The organism is Streptomyces sp. NPDC051315 (genome assembly GCF_044455165.1).
Taxonomy (GTDB): domain Bacteria; phylum Actinomycetota; class Actinomycetes; order Streptomycetales; family Streptomycetaceae; genus Streptomyces.
Genome location: NZ_JBITEN010000004.1, coordinates 410629 through 426989, shown reverse-complemented (window position 1 = coordinate 426989; position 16361 = coordinate 410629). Strand labels below are relative to the sequence as shown.

The window sequence follows — 16361 nt, the reverse complement described above, 5'->3', positions numbered from 1 at the left end:
CCTTCTCGGAACGCAAGGTAAAGCTGCGCGCCGGAGGCCCCCCATTCACGGGGCCGCGACCTAACGTCGTTCGACGCAATGCCCTGCGAAGTGGAGAGGAACGAGGAACTCCGCATGACCACCATCATCAAGGTCGCGTCGGTCCCGCTGCTGGACCGCGGCGGCTCGGTCGTCACGACGCCGCTGATCACCACGCCGTCGGCGAACGGCGAGAACCGGATCACCAGCGGGATGAGCGTCTACCCGGTCGGCTCCGGGGCGCCCCTGCACTCGCACAACTGCGACGAGCACGTGACGATCCTCGACGGCCAGGCCGAGGTCTGGGTCGACGGCGTGGCGACCAGACTGGAGCAGTACGACACCACGTACATCCCCTCTCCCGTCCCCCACCTCTTCCGCAACGTCGGCGACCGCCCGCTGCGCATCCTGTGGGTGTACTCCTCGGGCCATGTGACCCGCACGTTCACCGAGACGGGCAAGACGGTGGAACACCTGTCGGCGGAGGACCAGATGGGCTCGGACGACTGACCCGGCGGCCGACTCCCACCGACTGCGCGCCCGGCCCACGGCCCCTGAGACGTACGGCGGTGACCCCGTCGGCCCGAGCCGTACGACGTGACCTCGTCTCCCCGAGCCGCACGACGCCGACCTCGTCGGCCACGAGGGGGCTCCGCCTGCTCGTCGCCCCCGGCCACGCCCTCTTCCCCGCCGGCGCCCACCTCCGGCCGGCAACGAACCCACCGAAGACCCACCGAAGAAGAAGGGCACCACGTCGGCTGTCCGACCGCCGCCCGGATCCCGCGCCCGGCATCGCCGCGACGGCGCCGACACCCGAGAGGCCCCGCCCTCCTCACGGTCTCGGCCGCGCACGCCGAACGCCGGCCCCCGCACCTCGCTCGTGCGGTGGCCGGCGTTCGTCCGTACCCCCGGTCGGTCCGGTCGCGGTGGTCAGTGCGTCCCGACGAGTTCCTGCTGACCGGTGCTCTGTCCGGTCGCCTTCGGGGTGCGCAGCGCGGCGATCCCGATGAAGACCATGGAGGAGAGACCGGCGAGCGCGAAGGCGGTGAAGCCCCAGTCGCCGTGGTTCGCGGCGAGCAGCTGGCCGCCGAGCCACGGGCCGAAGACGGCGCCGAAGCGGCCCATGCCGGAGGTCCAGCCGACGGCGGTGGCGCGGCTGTCGGGGTGGGAGCGGATGGAGACCGTCGCGTAGATCATCGTCTGGGCGCTGTTGAGGAAGACGCCCGTGAGGAAGACGACGATCATCGTCACCGTCAGCGGCATGTGCACGCTGAGCAGGAAGACGCCGGCGGCGGTCAGCGCGAACCAGATCGCCGAGATGCGCGGGGCGCCGAAGCGGTCCGCGGCCCGGCCGGCCACCACCATGCCCACGATGCCGCCGAGGTTGAAGACGACCACGAAGGACAGGGCGGAGCCCAGCTCGTAGCCCTCGGCCCGCATCAGGGTGGGCAGCCAGGTGGCGACGCCGTAGACCAGGAGCAGGCCGCCGAAGGAGGCCAGCCAGTACAGCACGGTCTGCACCCACTCGCCGCCGCGGAAGAGGTTGAGCAGGTTGGTCCAGCGGTCGGCCGCGCCCTCCTTGCCGGACTTGGCGGCGGGCAGCTCGACGTCGTAGCGGGCGGCCAGCTCACGGGCCTCCTCGGTGCGGCCCTTGGCGACGAGGAAGCTCAGCGACTCGGGCAGGAACTTCGCGAGCACCGGCGCGAACAGCAGCGGCAGCACGCAGACCCAGAAGGCCGCGCGCCAGCCGACCGGGTCGATCAGCCACTTGGCGACGTAGGCGGAGAGGATGCCGCCGGCGTGGTGGGCGGTCATCAGCAGGCCGATGACGATGGCGCCGCGGCCGCGCGGGGCGTAGTCCGAGACCATGCTGATCGCGGTCGGCAGCAGACCGCCGAGGCCGACGCCCGCCACGGTCCGGCCGAGGCCGAAGACCGCGACGCTGTCCGCTGTCGCGCACACCGCGGAGGCCAGCGAGAAGAGGGCCACACAGGCGACCATCAGCTTCTTGCGGCCGATCCGGTCGGCGACGGTGCCGGCGGTGAGGGCGCCGACCAGCATGCCGAAGGTGGCGTAGCTGCCGAGGTCACCGGCCTGGTCCGGGGTGAGGCCGAACGTCTTCGTCTCCAGCAGGTGCGGCAGCACCGAGCCGTAGATGAACATGTCCAGGCCGTCGAAGAGGACGGCCAGCCAGCACAGGCCGACGACCAGGAAGGCCAGTCTGCTGCCGCGGGCGGACAGAGCGGGGGAGGAGGACATCTTTGTTTTCCTCTCGTCCAGGAGGCGTTCCCTGGAAGGGGACTCGATGAGGCGGGTCGACGCGGCTCGTGCGGCTGACCCGGTGCGCTAGACGCTAAGGACCGACCCCAGGAGTGTCAACGCTTTTGTCAACAATCTCATCAGCGATCCGCAACCGTGATGAGCGGGGTGGGACACGGCAAAGGGGCGGGCGCGCACGACCTCGTGCGCGACCCACCCCCCTGGTGCCGAACCCCTCGCTACGCGACCGGCGGGGTGCCGTGCGTGTGGAAGGACTCGATGGTCTTCAGGCCCCAGGCCTGGCCCTTCTTCCGCTCCTCCTCGGTCCAGGTGATCAGCGGCCAGTCGGGCGCCAGCACGAGCCGCGTGAGCGGGTTGCACAGCTCGATCCGGTTGCCGCCGGGCTCGTAGACGTACAGGAAGAACGTCTGCTGGATGGCGTGCTTGTGCGGGCCCGTCTCGATGAACACACCGGTGTCGATGGCGAGGTCGGCGGCGCGCAGGATGTCCTCGCGGGTGTCGGTCGCGAAGGCGATGTGGTGCAGCCGCCCGGCGGAGCCGGTCCAGTCCGAGGTGTAGACGACGTCGTAGGACTTGTCGGTGTACGTCAGCCAGCGCGCCGCGATCTTCCCGCTGTCCAGCCGGATCTGTTCCGTCGGCCGGGCGCCGAGGACGTTCTGCTGGAACTCGGCGTTCGCGAGGACGTCGGCGGCGAGGAAGTTGATGTGGTCCAGGCGCCGTACGCCCACGCCCCGGTTGGGCTTGGCCTGCGGCTGGTTCTTCAGCGCGGGCCTCAGCTCGTCGGGGGCCCGGTAGTACTCGCTCTCCCAGTACAGGGCGTGCTCGTGGCCGTCCGGGTCGGTGGTGACGTAGAGCTTGCCGAGGCCGGGCTCGTCCTCGACCCAGGTGCCGGTGCCGCCCGCCGTCTCGACCGCCTCGACACGGCGCTGGAGCGCCTCCTCGCTGGAGGTGCGCAGCGCGAGCCGGCCGAGGCCGGGCTGCTCGCGGGCGGTGAGGACCAGGCTGTGGTGCTCGTAGTCGTCGAAGGTCCGCAGGTAGACCGTGTCGCCGGCCTGACCGTTGACGGTGAGCCCCAGGTAGTCGGTGAAGAAGCCGACGCTGGCGTCCAGGTCCGGGGTGAAGAGCTGGGCGTGGCCGATGTGGGCGATGTCGCCGAGCGGCGGAGTCATCGTTGACCTCCTTGGGGTTGCGGGGGGATCGGTGCCGTCTCGGCGGACCGGGGGAACACGGTGCCGTCGAAGATCTTGCGGGCCGTGCGGACCACGGCGGTGCGGCGGGCGGAGGGGAGGCCGTCGGGTGTGGCCCCGAGGCTGCTTTCGATGTCGAGGAACCCGGTGGGATGTTCTATGCGGACTCGGTCACCTCCGGCATCGAGTCGCGCGAGGTCCGCACCGACGCCGCCTTCGATCCGCAGGCCTGCTGCCACGCTGGCAGCGCCGAGGACCCCGATCGAGGGGTGGCAGCGCACGGGAATGAAGGTGCGGGTGGTGACCGCGCCCCCGTCGCGGGGCGGCGCCAGGAGCGTGAGCTTGGGCACGGTGGCGTCCGAGACGTCCCCGAGGCCCATCAGCCGGCCGGCGGCGAGACGGATCGTCCGCAGCCGGTCCGCGAGCGCCGCGTCCCCCTCCAGCTCCCGGGGCGTCTCGTACCCGGTGACCTTCAGCGAGGTCGCGGCGATGAGCACGGTCGGCATGCCGTTGTCCACGCAGGTGACCTGGACGCCGTCGATCTCGTCACGGACGTTGCCGGTGGGCAGCAGCGGGGTCGCGCTCGGCGGGAACTCGATCACCACCGGGGCCGCCGTGCCGGGCACACCCGAGATCTCGGCGTCCCCGGTGTAGTCGACCCGGCCCCCGGGGGTGGGGAAGGTGGCGGTGGCGAGGTCGCCGCTGTTGGCCATGCGGATGCGGACGGACGTTTCCTCCTCCCCCGCTGTCACCAGCCCCCGCTCGACGGCGAACGGGCCGACACCGGCGAGGATGTTGCCGCAGTTCTGACGGTCGCTCACCTCGGGCCGGTCGACCACGACCTGGAGAAAGAGGTAGTCGACGTCGGCGTCCGGGTCGGCCGAGGGCGAGATCACGGCGACCTTGCTGGTGAGCGGGTGGGCGCCGCCCAGCCCGTCGATCTGGCGGTCGTCGGGGCTGCCCATGATCCGCAGCAGCAGTTCGTCGCGCGGGGCCGGTTCGGCGGGCAGGTCACCGGCGAGGAAGTAGGCGCCCTTGGAGGTGCCGCCCCGCATCAGCAGGCAGGGCACCTCCTCGGGCACGCGGGTCACGACCCCGCCCCCTCGCCGGTGTACTCCTCGTAGGTCCGGTACTCGACCCCGAGCCGCTTGAGCGTGTCGCGCAACCCGTAGCGGTCCAGACCCAGTTCGCCGTCGATGAAGGCGGCGCGGGACTTCGCCTCCTTGGCCTCGCGGGCCTCGGACGCCTCGACGGTGGCGCGGGCGCGCTCGCGCGGGACGACCACCACGCCGTCGTCGTCGGCGAGGATCACGTCACCGGGGCGGATCACCTGGCCGTCGACGGCGACCGGGACGTTCACCGACCCGCCGGTGGCCTTCACCGTGCCCTGCGCGGAGACGGCCCGCGACCAGGCCGGGAAGTTCATCTCGCGCAGCTCCTGGGTGTCGCGGATGCCGGCGTTGATGACCAGGCCGCGCACCCCGCGCTGCTGGAGCGCGGTGGCGAACAGCTCGCCGAACATCCCGTCGGTGGACGGCGAGGTCGTGGTGACGACCAGGACGTCGCCTTCGCCGCACTGCTCGACGGCGGCGTGGATCATGAGGTTGTCGCCGGGCCAGCTGAGCACGGTGACGGCCGTGCCCGCGACCCGTACGCCCTGCTGGACGGGGCGGATGCCCGGGCCCAGCAGGCCGGTCCGGCCCATCGCCTCGCTGACCGTCGCGACCCCGAAACCGGCCAGCGCGTCGACGTCCTTCAGGTCCGCCTTCGGCGGGTTGGTGACGATCACGCCGCTCACGCCAGCTCCTTCGCGATCTGCGGGTACGGGCGCATGTACGCCTCGGCCATGGTCTTGTGGGCGAGGCCCAGGTTCGGGCCGGCGTTGCGCTTGAGCTGGACGCCGCGACGGACGGCGAGGTCGGTGTAGTAGTCCCACAGGTGCTGCTGGGCGCCGAGGCACTCCATCGCCTTGCGCTTGGTCTCCCACACCTCGGTGATGTCGAGGAGGACCTCCGGCCTGAAGCCGCTCATCTCGGGCTGGTGCGGCTCGAAGTAGAAGACCGGCGGGGCGCCGATGATCTCGCCCTCGCCCGGGTAGCCGATGGCCTGGGCGAGGACCCGGGCCTCCAGCGCCATGCGGTTGGCGGCGGGGTGGTCACCGTTGTACGGGTCCTCGGTCGGGTGCGTGAGCACGACGTCCGGCTGGGTCTCGCGGTAGACGGCGACGAGCTGGTCGGTCAGCTCGGCGGTGGCGACCAGCGGGTAGTCGCCGGCGTCGAAGAAGCGGACCTCGGCGCCGAGGGTGGCGGCGGCGCGCTCGGCCTCGTCCCGGCGTATCGCCTTGATCTCGTCGAGCTTCTTGCCCTCGCGCCACGCCTTGGCGGACTCGCCGCGCTCGCCGAAGGTCAGGCACGCGATGGTGACCTTCTCTCCCCGGGAGGCGGCCAGGGCGATGGCGCCGCCCGCACGCCACACGAAGTCCCCGGCGTGCGCGGTGACGACGAGGGTCGATCGTGGGGTGGCGGGCGCGTTGGCCTGGGTCATGCTGACATCTCCTTGGTGACAGGTGGACGCGCCCGCCTCGCGTGCTCCGGCGCTCAGTCGCGCAGCGCCTCGATCACACTGGTGAGGTGGGCGCGGACGGCCGCCTCGGCCGCCTGCGGGTCCCTGGCCGTGATCGTCTCGATCATCGCCAGATGCTCGTTCAGGGAGTGCTGCGGACGCCCCGGCCTCAGCGCCAGCTGGAAACGGTGGCGCACCAGTTGCGCGTTGAGCCGCTCCAGCAGGTCCACGGCCGTCTGCTGGCCGGAGAACTCCCGGATACGGGCGTGCAGGGCCTGGTTGAGTTCGGAGTAGGTCATCGGCTCGCCGTCGGCCACGGCCTTGGTCATCGCCGTACCGAGTTCCTTCAGCTCGCCCAGCTGCTCGTCGCTGGCCCCGACGGCCGCCTTCGCGGCGCACAGCCCCTCCAGGACCATGCGGCACTCGGTGATGGCGACCGCTTCCTCCACGGTCACCACTCGCACCCGCGAGCCGCGGTTGCGGATCCGTTCGACGAGGCCCTGGGCCTCGAGGTCGATGAGTGCCGCGCGGATGCTGGCCCGCGTCACACCGAGCTGCTCGGCGAGTTCGTTCTCCACCAGCCGCTGTGCCGGTGCCATCTCGCCGTGCAGGATCGCCTGCCTCAGCTGCGCGAGCGCGTGCTGTTTGGCCTGCTCCCCGGTGCTCGGACGGGCTTCTTTCGGCATGTGTGCCCTCCCTGAGTGAGTGCCTGTCGAACCTAAATCTAGCCAAACAAGATTGTCAACAATTTTGTCCGCTGTATTGGGGGACGAATCTGGCCGCACGAACGACGGAGGCCCGGTGGCGCGACGGCACCACCGGGCCTACGACCTGCGTCACTCCCCACTCCGCGGATCAGTCGCCGCCCCCTCGGGGCGGCCCCGTCGTCCCCCGCACCTGAAGCGTCGGCGCCGCCAGCCGCACCCGCCCCTCTCCCCCGGGCCGTTCCAGGCGGTCGAGGAGGCAGCGGGCGGCGCGGCGGCCGACCTCGTGGCCGGCGTGGTCGACGGTGGTGAGCCACACATGGCGCAGCCGGGAGACGCTCGTGTTGTCGTAACCGGCGACGGACAGGTCGCGCGGGACGGCGAGGCCCAGTTCCCCGGCCGCCGACAGGGCGCCGACGCAGGCCATGTCGTTCACCGCGAAGAGGGCGGTGGGCCGGTCGGGGCGGGCCAGCAGCCGGACGGCGGCGCGGTAACCGCCCTCCTCCGTCATGTCGCACGGCTCGACCGGCGGCCGGTCCAGGCCGTGCGCCCGCATCGTCGCCTCGAAGCTGCGCCGGCGCAGTTCGCCGACGGCGCCGTAGCCCGCGACATGCGCGATCCGCCGGTGGCCGAGGCCGAGCAGGTGCTCGGTGACCAGCCGGGCACCCCGCTCGTCGTCGTTGGCGACCACGTCCACACCGGCCGGCACCGGCTCACGGGCGGCCGCGACGACGACCGGGATGCGGGCGGCGACCGCGTCCAGGGCGGCAGGGTCGGGCAGCGTCCCGACGACGACCAGACCGTCGGCCCCGAGGTCGAGGAAGGGGCCGGCGAGGTCGTGGCCGACCCGGCGGTTCAGACGGGCGTCGGCGAGCAGCATGTGCCGGCCGCTCGCGTTCAGCAGGGAGTTGAGGCCGTCGAGGAGGTCGACGTACCAGGGGTTGCGCAGGTCGTTCAGGAGGACGCCGACCATGGGGCTCCCCCCGCTCGAACGCGGCCGGGACTCGGGGAGGGCGCGCTGCTCGCTGAGGCTGCGGGCGGCCGCGTTGGGCCGGTAGCCCAGCTCGCGCACGGCCCGCAGCACGGCCTCCCGCTTCTCGGCACGCACCTGGCCGGAGCCGCGCAGCACCAGGGAGACCAGCGACTTGGACACCCCGGCCCGCTCGGCGACGTCACGGATGGTCGGCGGTCTCATGATTGGACCGTTCCACGACTCCTCCCCCTTGTCAAAGGCTTGACACCTGCGGCGAACGGCCCCCAGGGTGGCCTGCACAGGATGTGGATCGGTCCAAAGAGGGACTGAGAGGGGCCGTCATGCGGGATGCGCTGGGTGTCGCGGTCGTCGGGTTCGGCTGGATGGGCCGGGTGCACACACAGGCGTACGCGCGCGTGCTCCACCACTTCCCGGGGCTGACCGTACGGCCGGAGCTGGTCACCGTCGCCGAGGAGGTCCCGGGCCGGGCGGAGGAGGCCGCCGCGCGGTACGGGTTCGCGTCGACGACCCGCGACTGGCGTGAGGTCGCCGCCGACCCGCGCGTGCGGGCGGTCAGCGTCACCGCGCCGAACTTCCTGCACCGCGAGATCGGCGTCGCGATGGCCGAGGCGGGCAAGCACCTGTGGATCGAGAAGCCGGTGGGCCTCACGGCCGACGACGCCCGCGCGGTCGCGGACGCGGTCGCCGAGGCGGGCGTCCAGGCCGCGGTCGGCTTCAACTACCGCAACGCGCCCGCCGTGGAGGCGGCCCGCGAGCTGATCGCCTCGGGGGAGATCGGCGCGGTCACGCATGTCCGCGTCCGCCTCTTCAGCGACTACGCGGCCCACCCCGACGGCGCCCTGACCTGGCGCTACGAACGGGAGCGCGGGGGCAGCGGGGTGCTCGGCGACCTGGCCTCGCACGGCGCCGACCTGGCTCGCTTCCTGCTCGGTGACATCACCTCGCTGACCGCCGACACCGCTGTCTTCCTGCCGCGGCGCGCCCGGCCCACCGGTGCCACCGCCGGCCACACCCTGGCCACCGGCGGCGACCTCGGCGCGGTCGAGAACGAGGACTACGTCAACTGCCTGCTCCGTTTCGCCTCCGGAGCCCGCGGCGTCCTGGAGGCCTGCCGCGTCTCGGTCGGCGAGCAGAACACCTACGGCTTCGAGGTGCACGGCACCAGGGGCGCCGTCTTCTGGGACTTCCGCCGCATGAACGAACTGGCCGTCAGCCGCGGCACGACCTACCAGGACCAGCCCGTCAGCACGGTGTACGTCGGCCCGGACGCCGGCGAGTTCGGCGCGTTCCAGCCGGGCGCGGCGAACGCCATGGGCTACGACGACCTGAAGGTGATCGAGGCGTACCGCTTCCTGCGCTCGATCGCCGAGGGCACGCCGTACGGGGCGACGCTCGCGGACGCCGTGCACAGCGCGGCCGTGCTGGACGCGATGACCCGCTCGGCGCAGAGCGGGGCGTGGGTGGACGTGCGGGCGTCGTAGCCCCGGCCGCGGTCACCTCGCGGGCGCGCTCCTCAGCCCGGCGGCGCCGGAGGCATGTTGTACGGCGTCACCACCTGGATCGCGGACGGCAGGACGGGACCCGCGGGCGGCAGCGCGCCGTGCGCGCGCATCACGACGTGGCAGGCCTCGCGCAGGTCGTGGCGCAGGTCGTGGTGGAGGACGGCGGACAGCCGGTGCTCCCGCAGCAGGCGCGTGTTGTCGTGGTCGAGGTCGTGCGCGACGAACACCGCGCACTTCCGGCCGAGGTCGGCGAAGGCGCGCAGGGTGGCGATGTTGCCGCCGCCGATGGAGTAGACGGCCCGGATGTCCGGGTCGCGGGCGAGGGCGGCGCGGACCAGGTCGTACTGGGTGGCGTCCAAACCCTGGCCCTCGGTGAGCTCGACGAGGGAGCGTTCGGGGTGGCGGGCGCGCATGGCGCTGCGGAAGCCCATCTCGCGCTCCTCCTCGTTGCGGAAGAAGCCGCTGCTGAGGCTGGTGAGCACATGGCCGGGGCGCTCGCCCAGCCACTGTCCCACGAGGTAGGCGGCGGTGGCGCCGGCGGCCCGGTTGTCGATGCCGACGTACGCCAGGCGGGCACTGGCGGGCAGGTCGGTGACGAGGGTGACGACCGGGATGCCGGCGGCCGCCAGCCGGCCGACCGCCGCCGTGACCTCGGGAACGTCGGGCGCCTTGAGGACGACGCCCTGCGAGCCGCGCCGGGCGATCCGGTCCAGCGTGGCGGTCAGCTCCTCGACGGGACCGGTCTCGCGGAAGTGGAAGCGGGAGCGCAGCACGGCCGGGTGCAGGGCGGGCAGCTCGGCCTCCAGGGCGGCGCGCACGGCGGTGGTGAAGCGTTCCGGCGCCTGGACGACGACGTCGACCATGAAGGTGCGGCCGACGAGCCGGACCTGGGTGCGCTGCCGGTCGAGGTCGGCGATGGCCCGGTGCACCTCCTGGGCGGTGGACGCGCGCACCCCTCCCCGGCCGTTGAGGACCCGGTCCACGGTGGCCTCGCTCAGACCTGCCTGACGTGCGATCTCACGGATCGGGAAGGGGTGGCCCACCGCAGGCTCCTGAGGGGTTTTTGATGGCTCGCTGCCGGTTGTTCGAGGGGTTTGTACTGACAAGAATGACAGAGCCGCCCGGCTCCCCGTGACCGAAGGGACGACGATGTCCTTCACCTCCGCAGCGCCCTCCGCCTGGCTGAGCGAACGGGACTGCGACCTCGCCGCCTTCCGCGGGCTCGTCGAGCGCGCCACGGACCTCGCCGACCACCCCCACGCCACCTCGGTGGAGGGCAACGTCCCCGTCTACGACGGCGACCGGATGCGCGCCGCCGACGGGCCGGCGCTGCGCACGGAACTGGTCCGCGCGCTCGCCGACGGTCCCGGCATCGTCGTCCTGCGGGGCGCCTTCCCCGACCCCGCGGTCGTCGACCGGCTCACGGCCGTCTTCGAGACCCTGATCGCCGAGCAGCGCGCCTCGGGCGCCACCGCCGGCGACCACTTCGCCAGGCCGGGCGCCAACGACCGCGTCTGGAACGCCCTGGAGAAGGCCGCGCTGCTCGACCCGGAGGCCTTCGCCGACTACTACGCCAACGACCTGCTCGCCCTGGTCTCGGCCGCCTGGCTCGGCCCCGGCTACCAGGTCACCTCCCAGGTCAACGTGGTCAACCCCGGCGGCGCGGCACAGACCGCGCACCGCGACTACCACCTGGGATTCCTCCCGAACGAGGCCGCGGCCGCCTATCCGGCGCACGTCCACCGCCTCTCCCCCGTGCTCACCCTGCAGGGCGCGGTGGCGCACTGCGACATGCCCGTCGAGTCCGGCCCGACGATGTACCTGCCGCACTCGCAGAAGTACGAGCCCGGCTACCTGGCGTGGCGGCTGCCGGAGTTCCGGGCGTACTTCGACGCCCATCACGTCCAGCTCCCGCTGGCCAAGGGCGACGCCGTGTTCTTCAACCCGGCCCTCTTCCACGCGGCCGGCACCAACCGCTCCACCGGCATCCGGCGCACGGCCAACCTGCTCCAGGTGTCCTCCGCGTTCGGGCGGGCCATGGAGACCGTGGACCGCGAGGCGATCACGAACGCGGTCTACCCCGTGCTGCTCGCGCGCGCGGCCGACGGCGCGGACGAGGCCTGGCTGGAGCGGGTGGTCGCCGCGAGCGCCGAGGGCTACCCCTTCCCGACCAACCTCGACAGCGACCCGCCGGTCGACGGCCTGGCCCCGCCCTCCCCGGCGGACACGGTACGGCGGGCGCTGCGGGAGACATGGACCCCGCGGGCACTGCGGGACGCACTGAGGGCCGGCGCCGAGCGGCGCGAGAGCTGACGTCCGAACGGCGCGAACGGAAAGGACAACCCCATTCATGGGACTTCTCGACGACAAGGTCGTCCTCGTCAACGGCGGCAGCCAGGGTGTGGGCGCCGCCGTCGCACGGGCCGCGGTCCGCGAGGGCGCGGTCGTGGCGGTCACCGGCCGGCGCCCGGAACCGGGTGAGGCCCTGGTGGCGGAACTGGCGGCGGCCGGCGGCAAGGCGACGTTCCTCCGCGCCGACCTGGCCGACGCCGAGCAGGCGAAGGCCTCCGTCACCCGGACGGTCGAGGCCTACGGCCGGGTCGACTGCCTGGTGAACTCCGCCGGGCTGACCTCGCGGGGCACGCTGGTGGACACCACACCCGAGCTGTTCGACCAGCACATCGCGATCAACCTCAGGGCGCCGTTCTTCGCCATGCAGGCGGCGGTCGCGGACATGCTGGGCCGGGGTGCGCCCGGCACGGTCGTCAACATCATCACGTCCTCGGCGCACGGCGGGCAGCCGTTCCTGGCGCCGTACGTGGCCGCGAAGGCCGGGCTGGCGGGTCTGACCCGCAACGTGGCGCACGCCCACCGCTTCGACCGGATCCGTGTCAACGGCCTGAACATCGGCTGGACGGCGACCGAGGGCGAGGACGCGACGCAGCGGGCCTTCCACGGCGCCGGGGACGACTGGCGCGAGCAGGCGGCCGCGCGGCTGCCGATGGGCAGGCTCGGCCTGCCGGACGAGATCGCCGACTTCGTGGTGTTCCTGCTGTCCGACCGGTCGGGCGTGGTCACCGGTTCGGTGATCGACTGGGACCAGAACGTGCTCGGCGGCCTCGACTAGGGCCTGTCCGGCGGACCACGTCGCAGCAGACCGGTGGTGACTCACCGGCGCGGCGTGATCCGCCGGACACGTCCTGGACCTCCCCCTCCTCGTACGACCTCCAAGGAGCTGCACCCCCATGCGCATCGGAATCCTCGGCCTCGGCCGCATCGGCACCTTCCACGCCGAGACCCTGTCCGGACTCGACGCCGTCGAGTCGCTCGTCGTCGCCGACCCGTTCGCCGAGGCCGCCAAGTCGGCCGCGGAGCGGTTCGGCGCGGAGGTCGCGGACTCCCCCGAGGCGGTGCTGGCCGCCCGGGTGGACGCGGTGGTGGTCGCCGCGGCGACGGACGCCCATCCGGGGCTGATCCTCGCCGCCGTGGCGGCGGGTGTACCCGTCTTCTGCGAGAAGCCCGTGGCCCGCACGATGGCCGAGGGCGTCGAGGTGCTCCGGGCCGTCGAGGACAAGGACGTGCCGATCCAGATCGGCTACAACCGCCGTTTCGACGCCGGCTTCGTCGCCGCCCGCGCCGCCGTCCGGGCGGGCGAGCTCGGCACGCTGCACACCGTCCGCTCGACCACGCTGGACCCGGCGCCGCCGCCCGCCGCGTACATCGCCGCCTCCGGCGGCATCTTCCGGGACTGCTCGGTGCACGACTTCGACATCATCCGCTGGGTGACGGGCCGCGAGGTGACCGAGGTGTACGCGGTCGGTGGCAACCGGGGCGCCGACTACATCAGGGAGGCGGGCGACGCCGACACCACGGGCGCGGTCCTCACCCTCGACGACGGCACGATCGCGGTGGTCTCCAACTCCCGCCACAACGGCAGGGGTTACGACGTCCGTATGGAGCTCCACGGCTTCCGGGACTCCATCGCGGTCGGTCTGGAGGACAAGCTGCCGCTGCGCTCGGTGGAGCCCGGTGCGACCTTCCCGTCCGGCACCCCGCACGACTTCTTCATGGACCGCTTCACCGCCGCCTACCGCGCCGAACTCACCGCGTTCACCGAGGTGGTGGCCGGCACCCGGCCCTCGCCGTGCACGATCGAGGACGCCCTGGAGGCCGGCTGGATCGCGGAGGCGTGCACGCTGTCGCTGCGGGAGCACCGGCCGGTGACGATCGCGGAGGTGCGCTCGGCCTGACGTACGGGCCGTGGGGGAGGCGCGTGGTCCCGTGCGTCTCCCCCACGTGGCTCACAGGCAGTAGCGGACCATCCACTCGTCCGGGTTGTAGGCGTCCCGTGCCGGGTCCGGCGCGGTGGCCGGCCTCTCCTCGACCGTGTCCTCCGGGCGGATCCGCTCCGGCAGTGCGCCGAACCGGGCCCGGCGCAGGGTCGTCGCGGTGTCCTCCGCCTGGGTGGCGTCCTCGTGCTCCTCGTGCTCCTCGTGCTCCTCGTGCGTCAACGTGTCCTCCCCGCCGCGGTGTTCTCACCCTTTCTCACCCGTCATAACGGTGGTCACCGGGCCGCTGGTTCCGCCGGCAGGTCGAAGACGTGGTCCGGGGAGATGATCGTGGTGATCGCGTCGCCGAAGAGGGTGCTGGGTTCCTCGTTCTTGTAGTCGATGTCGGTGTTCAGCACCACGACGAGGGTCGTGCGCGCCGACGGCAGGTAGATCGTCAGGGACTCGTAGCCCGGCAGCGAGCCGTTGTGGCCGATCCATCCCTGCACGTCGAAGATGCCGAGTCCGTAGCCGGCGCCGGGAATCTGGGTCGGTGGTGCGGTCAGCCGCTGCTTCTGTGTGGCGGGACTGATCAGCCGCCCGCCGTCCGGCAGTTCGCCGGTGGCCACCGTGCGGGCCCACAGGCGCAGGTCCTCCAGCGTGGAGATCATGGCACCGGCGGCCCAGGCCCAGGACGGGTCCCAGTCGGCGGTGTCCTCGACCTTGCCGCTCGCGGTCTGGTCCGTGTAGCCCTGCGCGTGCGGCTTCGGGAACTCGCTGCCGGCCGGGAAGAGCGTGTCGTTGAGACCCACCGGATACAGGACGTGCTCCTGGATGTAGTCGTTGAGCGACTGCCCGCTGATCTTCTCGACGACCAGGCCGAGCAGGATGAGGTTGGTGTTGGAGTAGGAGAACTTCTCCCCGGGCGGGAACAGCACGGGGTGCTCGAAGGCGTAGTCGAGCAGTTGCTGCGGGGTGAACGACCGCCGCGGGTCGGACGTCAGCGCCTTGTAGAAGTCGTCGTCCTGCGAGTAGTTGAACAGTCCGCTGCGCATGCCGGCCAGCTGACGCAGCGTGATCCTGTCCCCGTTGGGCACGTCGTCGATGTACTCGTCGATGGTGTCGTCGAGGCCGATCCTGCCCTGGTCGACCAGTTGCAGGACCGCGGTGACGGTGAACGTCTTGGTCTCGCTGCCGATCCGCATGTACAGGTCCGGCCGCATCCGCTCACCGGTGTCCTTGTCGGCGACACCGAAGGACTTCACGTACTGGCCCTTGTCGGGCGTCCAGACGCCGACGCTCACACCCGGGACGTTCGCCTGTCGCATGACCCGCCGCACGGCCTGGTCGATCTGGCGCTGGACGGCGGGGGTGAGTTCTCGGACCTCGCCCCCGGACGGGGACGGCGAGGGCGTCTGCCCGACGGGGGCCGGGGACGGCAGCGCGGTCGCGGCCCCGCCCGCGCCCGGCGCCACCAGCGCTGCCACCGCGGTGGCGACCACCGCCACCCTGCGCAGTCGCGTGCACGGTCGTGTCATGGGCTCACTCCTCCACGAGGAGACGTCGCCGCAGGCCACAGCCGCACCAGGGGCACGGGCCGCGTGCGGCCCAACGGCACCAGCATAGGAGCGCACCCGGGCCGCTGCCCGTCGGCGCGGTCGCCGCCCCCCGCGTGCGCCGGGCAGACGCCCGGGCGCCGCCCCGCCGGACACCTCTGCCAGGATCGGCGCCATGTCCGTGCCCATCACCCCCGCCCGTGTCGCCGACATCCGGCAGGCCCTCGACGACCACCACCGCTACTGGGGCGAGCGCGACCTGCGCGCGCTCCATCTGCTGCCGCTGGTCCACGAGTTCGGCTCCACCTGTCTGGTCGCCCGCACCGCGGACGGCGTCCTCGGCTACCTCATCGGCTTCGTCACCCCGGACCGCACCGGCTACGTCCACCTCGTCGCCACCCGTGACGACGCCCGCGGGACCGGCCTGGGCCGCGCCCTGTACGAGGCCTTCACGAAGGCGGTCCGCGCCCAGGGCGCCGTCCGCCTCAAGGCGATCACGACACCCGGCAACGAGGGTTCCCTCGCCTTCCACCGCCGCCTCGGCTTCGCGGTACGGCTGGAGGAGGAGTACAACGGGCCGGATCAGCCACGGGTGGTGTTCACGCGGGACCTGACGGGGTGACCGCGCCCAATCCGGCCGCCGGCGCCTCGCCGCCCTGCCCGGCACGCCCGGCGGGCCCGTCGCCCGCGCCGCGCACCCGCACATGGAGGTGCCCGTCGAGCGGGAACGCGGGCGGCGCGGCGAGCAGCACGCCGTCGAGTCCGTAGCCGGTCTTCTCCGCGACCCGGCAGGACGCGGTGTTGTCGACCTGGTGCAGCAGGGCGAGGCGGGTCAGCCCGGGGAAGGCGGTGAAGGCCCACTCCGTCAGGGCGCCGAGCGCCCGCGAGGCCACGCCCCGGCCGCGGGCGTGGGCGGCGGTCCAGTAACCGACCTCCGGGGAGGGGCCGTGGGGGGTCTTGAGGACGACATGCCCGGCCAACCGGCCCTCCCCGCCGCCGGGCCGGTCCTCCAGGACGGCGAAGGCGAGGCGCTCGCCCGTCCGCCAGCCCCGTCGCTGCTCCCGCACCCAGCGCTCCGCGTCCGCCGCGTCGTCCATGGTCACGCCCGACCAGCGGCGCATCACGGGGTCCCCGTACGTGTCGGCCAGACCGTCCGCGTCCCGCGGGCGCCACGGGCGCAGCAGCAGGGCGGAGGCCGACGGGGTGCCGGCGGCCGCCAGGCGTATCTCGGTGTCGTCCATGTCCTGAGCGTAGGTGACGCGGGCTCAGGCCCGCCCGGGGCGCGGGACC

Annotated in this window: 17 protein-coding genes; 6 read left to right on the top strand and 11 right to left on the bottom strand. The window is 72.6% G+C overall.

The window, feature by feature from the left end; all coding sequences use genetic code 11:
* Positions 1-114: 114 nt before the first annotated feature.
* Complete coding sequence (locus tag ACIBBD_RS11160) at positions 115-528, top strand: cupin domain-containing protein (protein WP_399419042.1); 414 nt, start codon at positions 115-117, stop codon at positions 526-528.
* A 420-nt stretch (positions 529-948) separates the two neighbouring features.
* On the opposite strand, the gene ACIBBD_RS11155 is transcribed toward ACIBBD_RS11160, so the two are convergent.
* The 7 genes from ACIBBD_RS11155 to ACIBBD_RS11125 all read right to left on the bottom strand — a co-directional run bounded on the left by ACIBBD_RS11155 (position 949) and on the right by ACIBBD_RS11125 (position 7946).
* Positions 949-2277 (bottom strand): MFS transporter, encoded by a 1329-nt coding sequence (locus ACIBBD_RS11155; RefSeq protein WP_399419041.1) that lies wholly within the window; start codon positions 2275-2277, stop codon positions 949-951.
* Positions 2278-2516: 239 nt separating this feature from the next.
* Complete coding sequence (locus ACIBBD_RS11150) at positions 2517-3467, bottom strand: catechol 2,3-dioxygenase (protein ID WP_399419040.1); 951 nt, start codon at positions 3465-3467, stop codon at positions 2517-2519.
* A complete protein-coding gene (locus ACIBBD_RS11145) occupies positions 3464-4576 on the bottom strand; it encodes a 4-oxalomesaconate tautomerase (protein WP_399419039.1) in 1113 nt (370 codons plus the stop codon). The genes ACIBBD_RS11150 and ACIBBD_RS11145 overlap by 4 nt, the downstream gene beginning before the upstream one ends.
* Complete coding sequence (locus tag ACIBBD_RS11140; RefSeq protein ID WP_399419038.1) at positions 4573-5283, bottom strand: 4-carboxy-4-hydroxy-2-oxoadipate aldolase/oxaloacetate decarboxylase; 711 nt, start codon at positions 5281-5283, stop codon at positions 4573-4575. Before ACIBBD_RS11140 ends, ACIBBD_RS11145 begins: the two co-directional genes overlap by 4 nt.
* The gene (locus tag ACIBBD_RS11135) at positions 5280-6029 is read right to left on the bottom strand and encodes a PIG-L deacetylase family protein (protein WP_399419037.1); all 750 of its coding nucleotides are present in this window, start codon (positions 6027-6029) and stop codon (positions 5280-5282) included. Before ACIBBD_RS11135 ends, ACIBBD_RS11140 begins: the two co-directional genes overlap by 4 nt.
* Positions 6030-6082: 53 nt before the next feature.
* The gene (locus ACIBBD_RS11130; RefSeq protein WP_399419036.1) at positions 6083-6733 is read right to left on the bottom strand and encodes a GntR family transcriptional regulator; all 651 of its coding nucleotides are present in this window, start codon (positions 6731-6733) and stop codon (positions 6083-6085) included.
* Between the two features lie 169 nt (positions 6734-6902).
* Entirely contained in the window at positions 6903-7946 is a 1044-nt protein-coding gene (locus ACIBBD_RS11125; RefSeq protein ID WP_399419035.1) for a LacI family DNA-binding transcriptional regulator, read from the bottom strand.
* A gap of 119 nt (positions 7947-8065) precedes the next feature.
* On the opposite strand from ACIBBD_RS11125, the gene ACIBBD_RS11120 reads away from it, so the two are divergent.
* Positions 8066-9226, top strand: coding sequence for a Gfo/Idh/MocA family protein (locus ACIBBD_RS11120; protein ID WP_399419034.1), 1161 nt, complete (start codon positions 8066-8068; stop codon positions 9224-9226).
* Positions 9227-9258: 32 nt separating this feature from the next.
* Here the strand turns inward: ACIBBD_RS11120 and ACIBBD_RS11115 are convergent, their stop codons facing one another.
* Positions 9259-10290: a LacI family DNA-binding transcriptional regulator gene (locus ACIBBD_RS11115; protein ID WP_399419033.1), complete on the bottom strand. Its 1032-nt coding sequence runs from the start codon at positions 10288-10290 to the stop codon at positions 9259-9261.
* Positions 10291-10396: 106 nt separating this feature from the next.
* On the opposite strand from ACIBBD_RS11115, the gene ACIBBD_RS11110 reads away from it, so the two are divergent.
* From ACIBBD_RS11110 to ACIBBD_RS11100, 3 genes are all read left to right on the top strand, one after another.
* Positions 10397-11560, top strand: a complete 1164-nt coding sequence (locus ACIBBD_RS11110; protein WP_399419032.1) for a phytanoyl-CoA dioxygenase family protein — start codon at positions 10397-10399, stop codon at positions 11558-11560.
* A gap of 37 nt (positions 11561-11597) precedes the next feature.
* Entirely contained in the window at positions 11598-12374 is a 777-nt protein-coding gene (locus tag ACIBBD_RS11105) for an SDR family oxidoreductase (protein ID WP_399419031.1), read from the top strand.
* A gap of 118 nt (positions 12375-12492) precedes the next feature.
* Entirely contained in the window at positions 12493-13497 is a 1005-nt protein-coding gene (locus ACIBBD_RS11100; protein WP_399419030.1) for a Gfo/Idh/MocA family oxidoreductase, read from the top strand.
* Between the two features lie 51 nt (positions 13498-13548).
* On the opposite strand, the gene ACIBBD_RS11095 is transcribed toward ACIBBD_RS11100, so the two are convergent.
* Together ACIBBD_RS11095 and ACIBBD_RS11090 are read right to left on the bottom strand one after the other, a co-directional pair.
* Positions 13549-13758 (bottom strand): hypothetical protein, encoded by a 210-nt coding sequence (locus ACIBBD_RS11095; RefSeq protein ID WP_399419029.1) that lies wholly within the window; start codon positions 13756-13758, stop codon positions 13549-13551.
* A 53-nt stretch (positions 13759-13811) separates the two neighbouring features.
* Positions 13812-15053, bottom strand: a complete 1242-nt coding sequence (locus tag ACIBBD_RS11090) for a serine hydrolase domain-containing protein (protein WP_399419028.1) — start codon at positions 15051-15053, stop codon at positions 13812-13814.
* 193 nt (positions 15054-15246) lie between these two features.
* Here ACIBBD_RS11090 and ACIBBD_RS11085 point away from each other — a divergent pair, with 193 nt between their 5' ends.
* Positions 15247-15693, top strand: a complete 447-nt coding sequence (locus ACIBBD_RS11085; RefSeq protein WP_399419027.1) for a GNAT family N-acetyltransferase — start codon at positions 15247-15249, stop codon at positions 15691-15693.
* Here the strand turns inward: ACIBBD_RS11085 and ACIBBD_RS11080 are convergent.
* Positions 15671-16312 carry a GNAT family N-acetyltransferase gene (locus ACIBBD_RS11080; RefSeq protein WP_399419026.1) on the bottom strand — a complete coding sequence of 214 codons (642 nt, stop codon included), beginning with the start codon at positions 16310-16312 and terminating at the stop codon, positions 15671-15673. The genes ACIBBD_RS11085 and ACIBBD_RS11080 overlap by 23 nt on opposite strands.
* Between the last annotated feature and the right edge of the window lie 49 nt (positions 16313-16361).

Bases quoted from the DNA above. Each gene is read 5' to 3' on its own strand.
- ACIBBD_RS11160 (WP_399419042.1), top strand. From the start codon at position 115: ATGACCACCATCATCAAGGTCGCGTCGGTCCCGCTGCTGGACCGCGGC.
- ACIBBD_RS11155 (WP_399419041.1), bottom strand. From the start codon at position 2,277: ATGTCCTCCTCCCCCGCTCTGTCCGCCCGCGGCAGCAGACTGGCCTTC.
- ACIBBD_RS11150 (WP_399419040.1), bottom strand. From the start codon at position 3,467: ATGACTCCGCCGCTCGGCGACATCGCCCACATCGGCCACGCCCAGCTC.
- ACIBBD_RS11135 (WP_399419037.1), bottom strand. From the start codon at position 6,029: ATGACCCAGGCCAACGCGCCCGCCACCCCACGATCGACCCTCGTCGTC.
- ACIBBD_RS11130 (WP_399419036.1), bottom strand. From the start codon at position 6,733: ATGCCGAAAGAAGCCCGTCCGAGCACCGGGGAGCAGGCCAAACAGCAC.
- ACIBBD_RS11125 (WP_399419035.1), bottom strand. From the start codon at position 7,946: ATGAGACCGCCGACCATCCGTGACGTCGCCGAGCGGGCCGGGGTGTCC.
- ACIBBD_RS11120 (WP_399419034.1), top strand. From the start codon at position 8,066: ATGCGGGATGCGCTGGGTGTCGCGGTCGTCGGGTTCGGCTGGATGGGC.
- ACIBBD_RS11110 (WP_399419032.1), top strand. From the start codon at position 10,397: ATGTCCTTCACCTCCGCAGCGCCCTCCGCCTGGCTGAGCGAACGGGAC.
- ACIBBD_RS11105 (WP_399419031.1), top strand. From the start codon at position 11,598: ATGGGACTTCTCGACGACAAGGTCGTCCTCGTCAACGGCGGCAGCCAG.
- ACIBBD_RS11100 (WP_399419030.1), top strand. From the start codon at position 12,493: ATGCGCATCGGAATCCTCGGCCTCGGCCGCATCGGCACCTTCCACGCC.
- ACIBBD_RS11090 (WP_399419028.1), bottom strand. From the start codon at position 15,053: ATGACACGACCGTGCACGCGACTGCGCAGGGTGGCGGTGGTCGCCACC.
- ACIBBD_RS11085 (WP_399419027.1), top strand. From the start codon at position 15,247: ATGTCCGTGCCCATCACCCCCGCCCGTGTCGCCGACATCCGGCAGGCC.
- ACIBBD_RS11080 (WP_399419026.1), bottom strand. From the start codon at position 16,312: ATGGACGACACCGAGATACGCCTGGCGGCCGCCGGCACCCCGTCGGCC.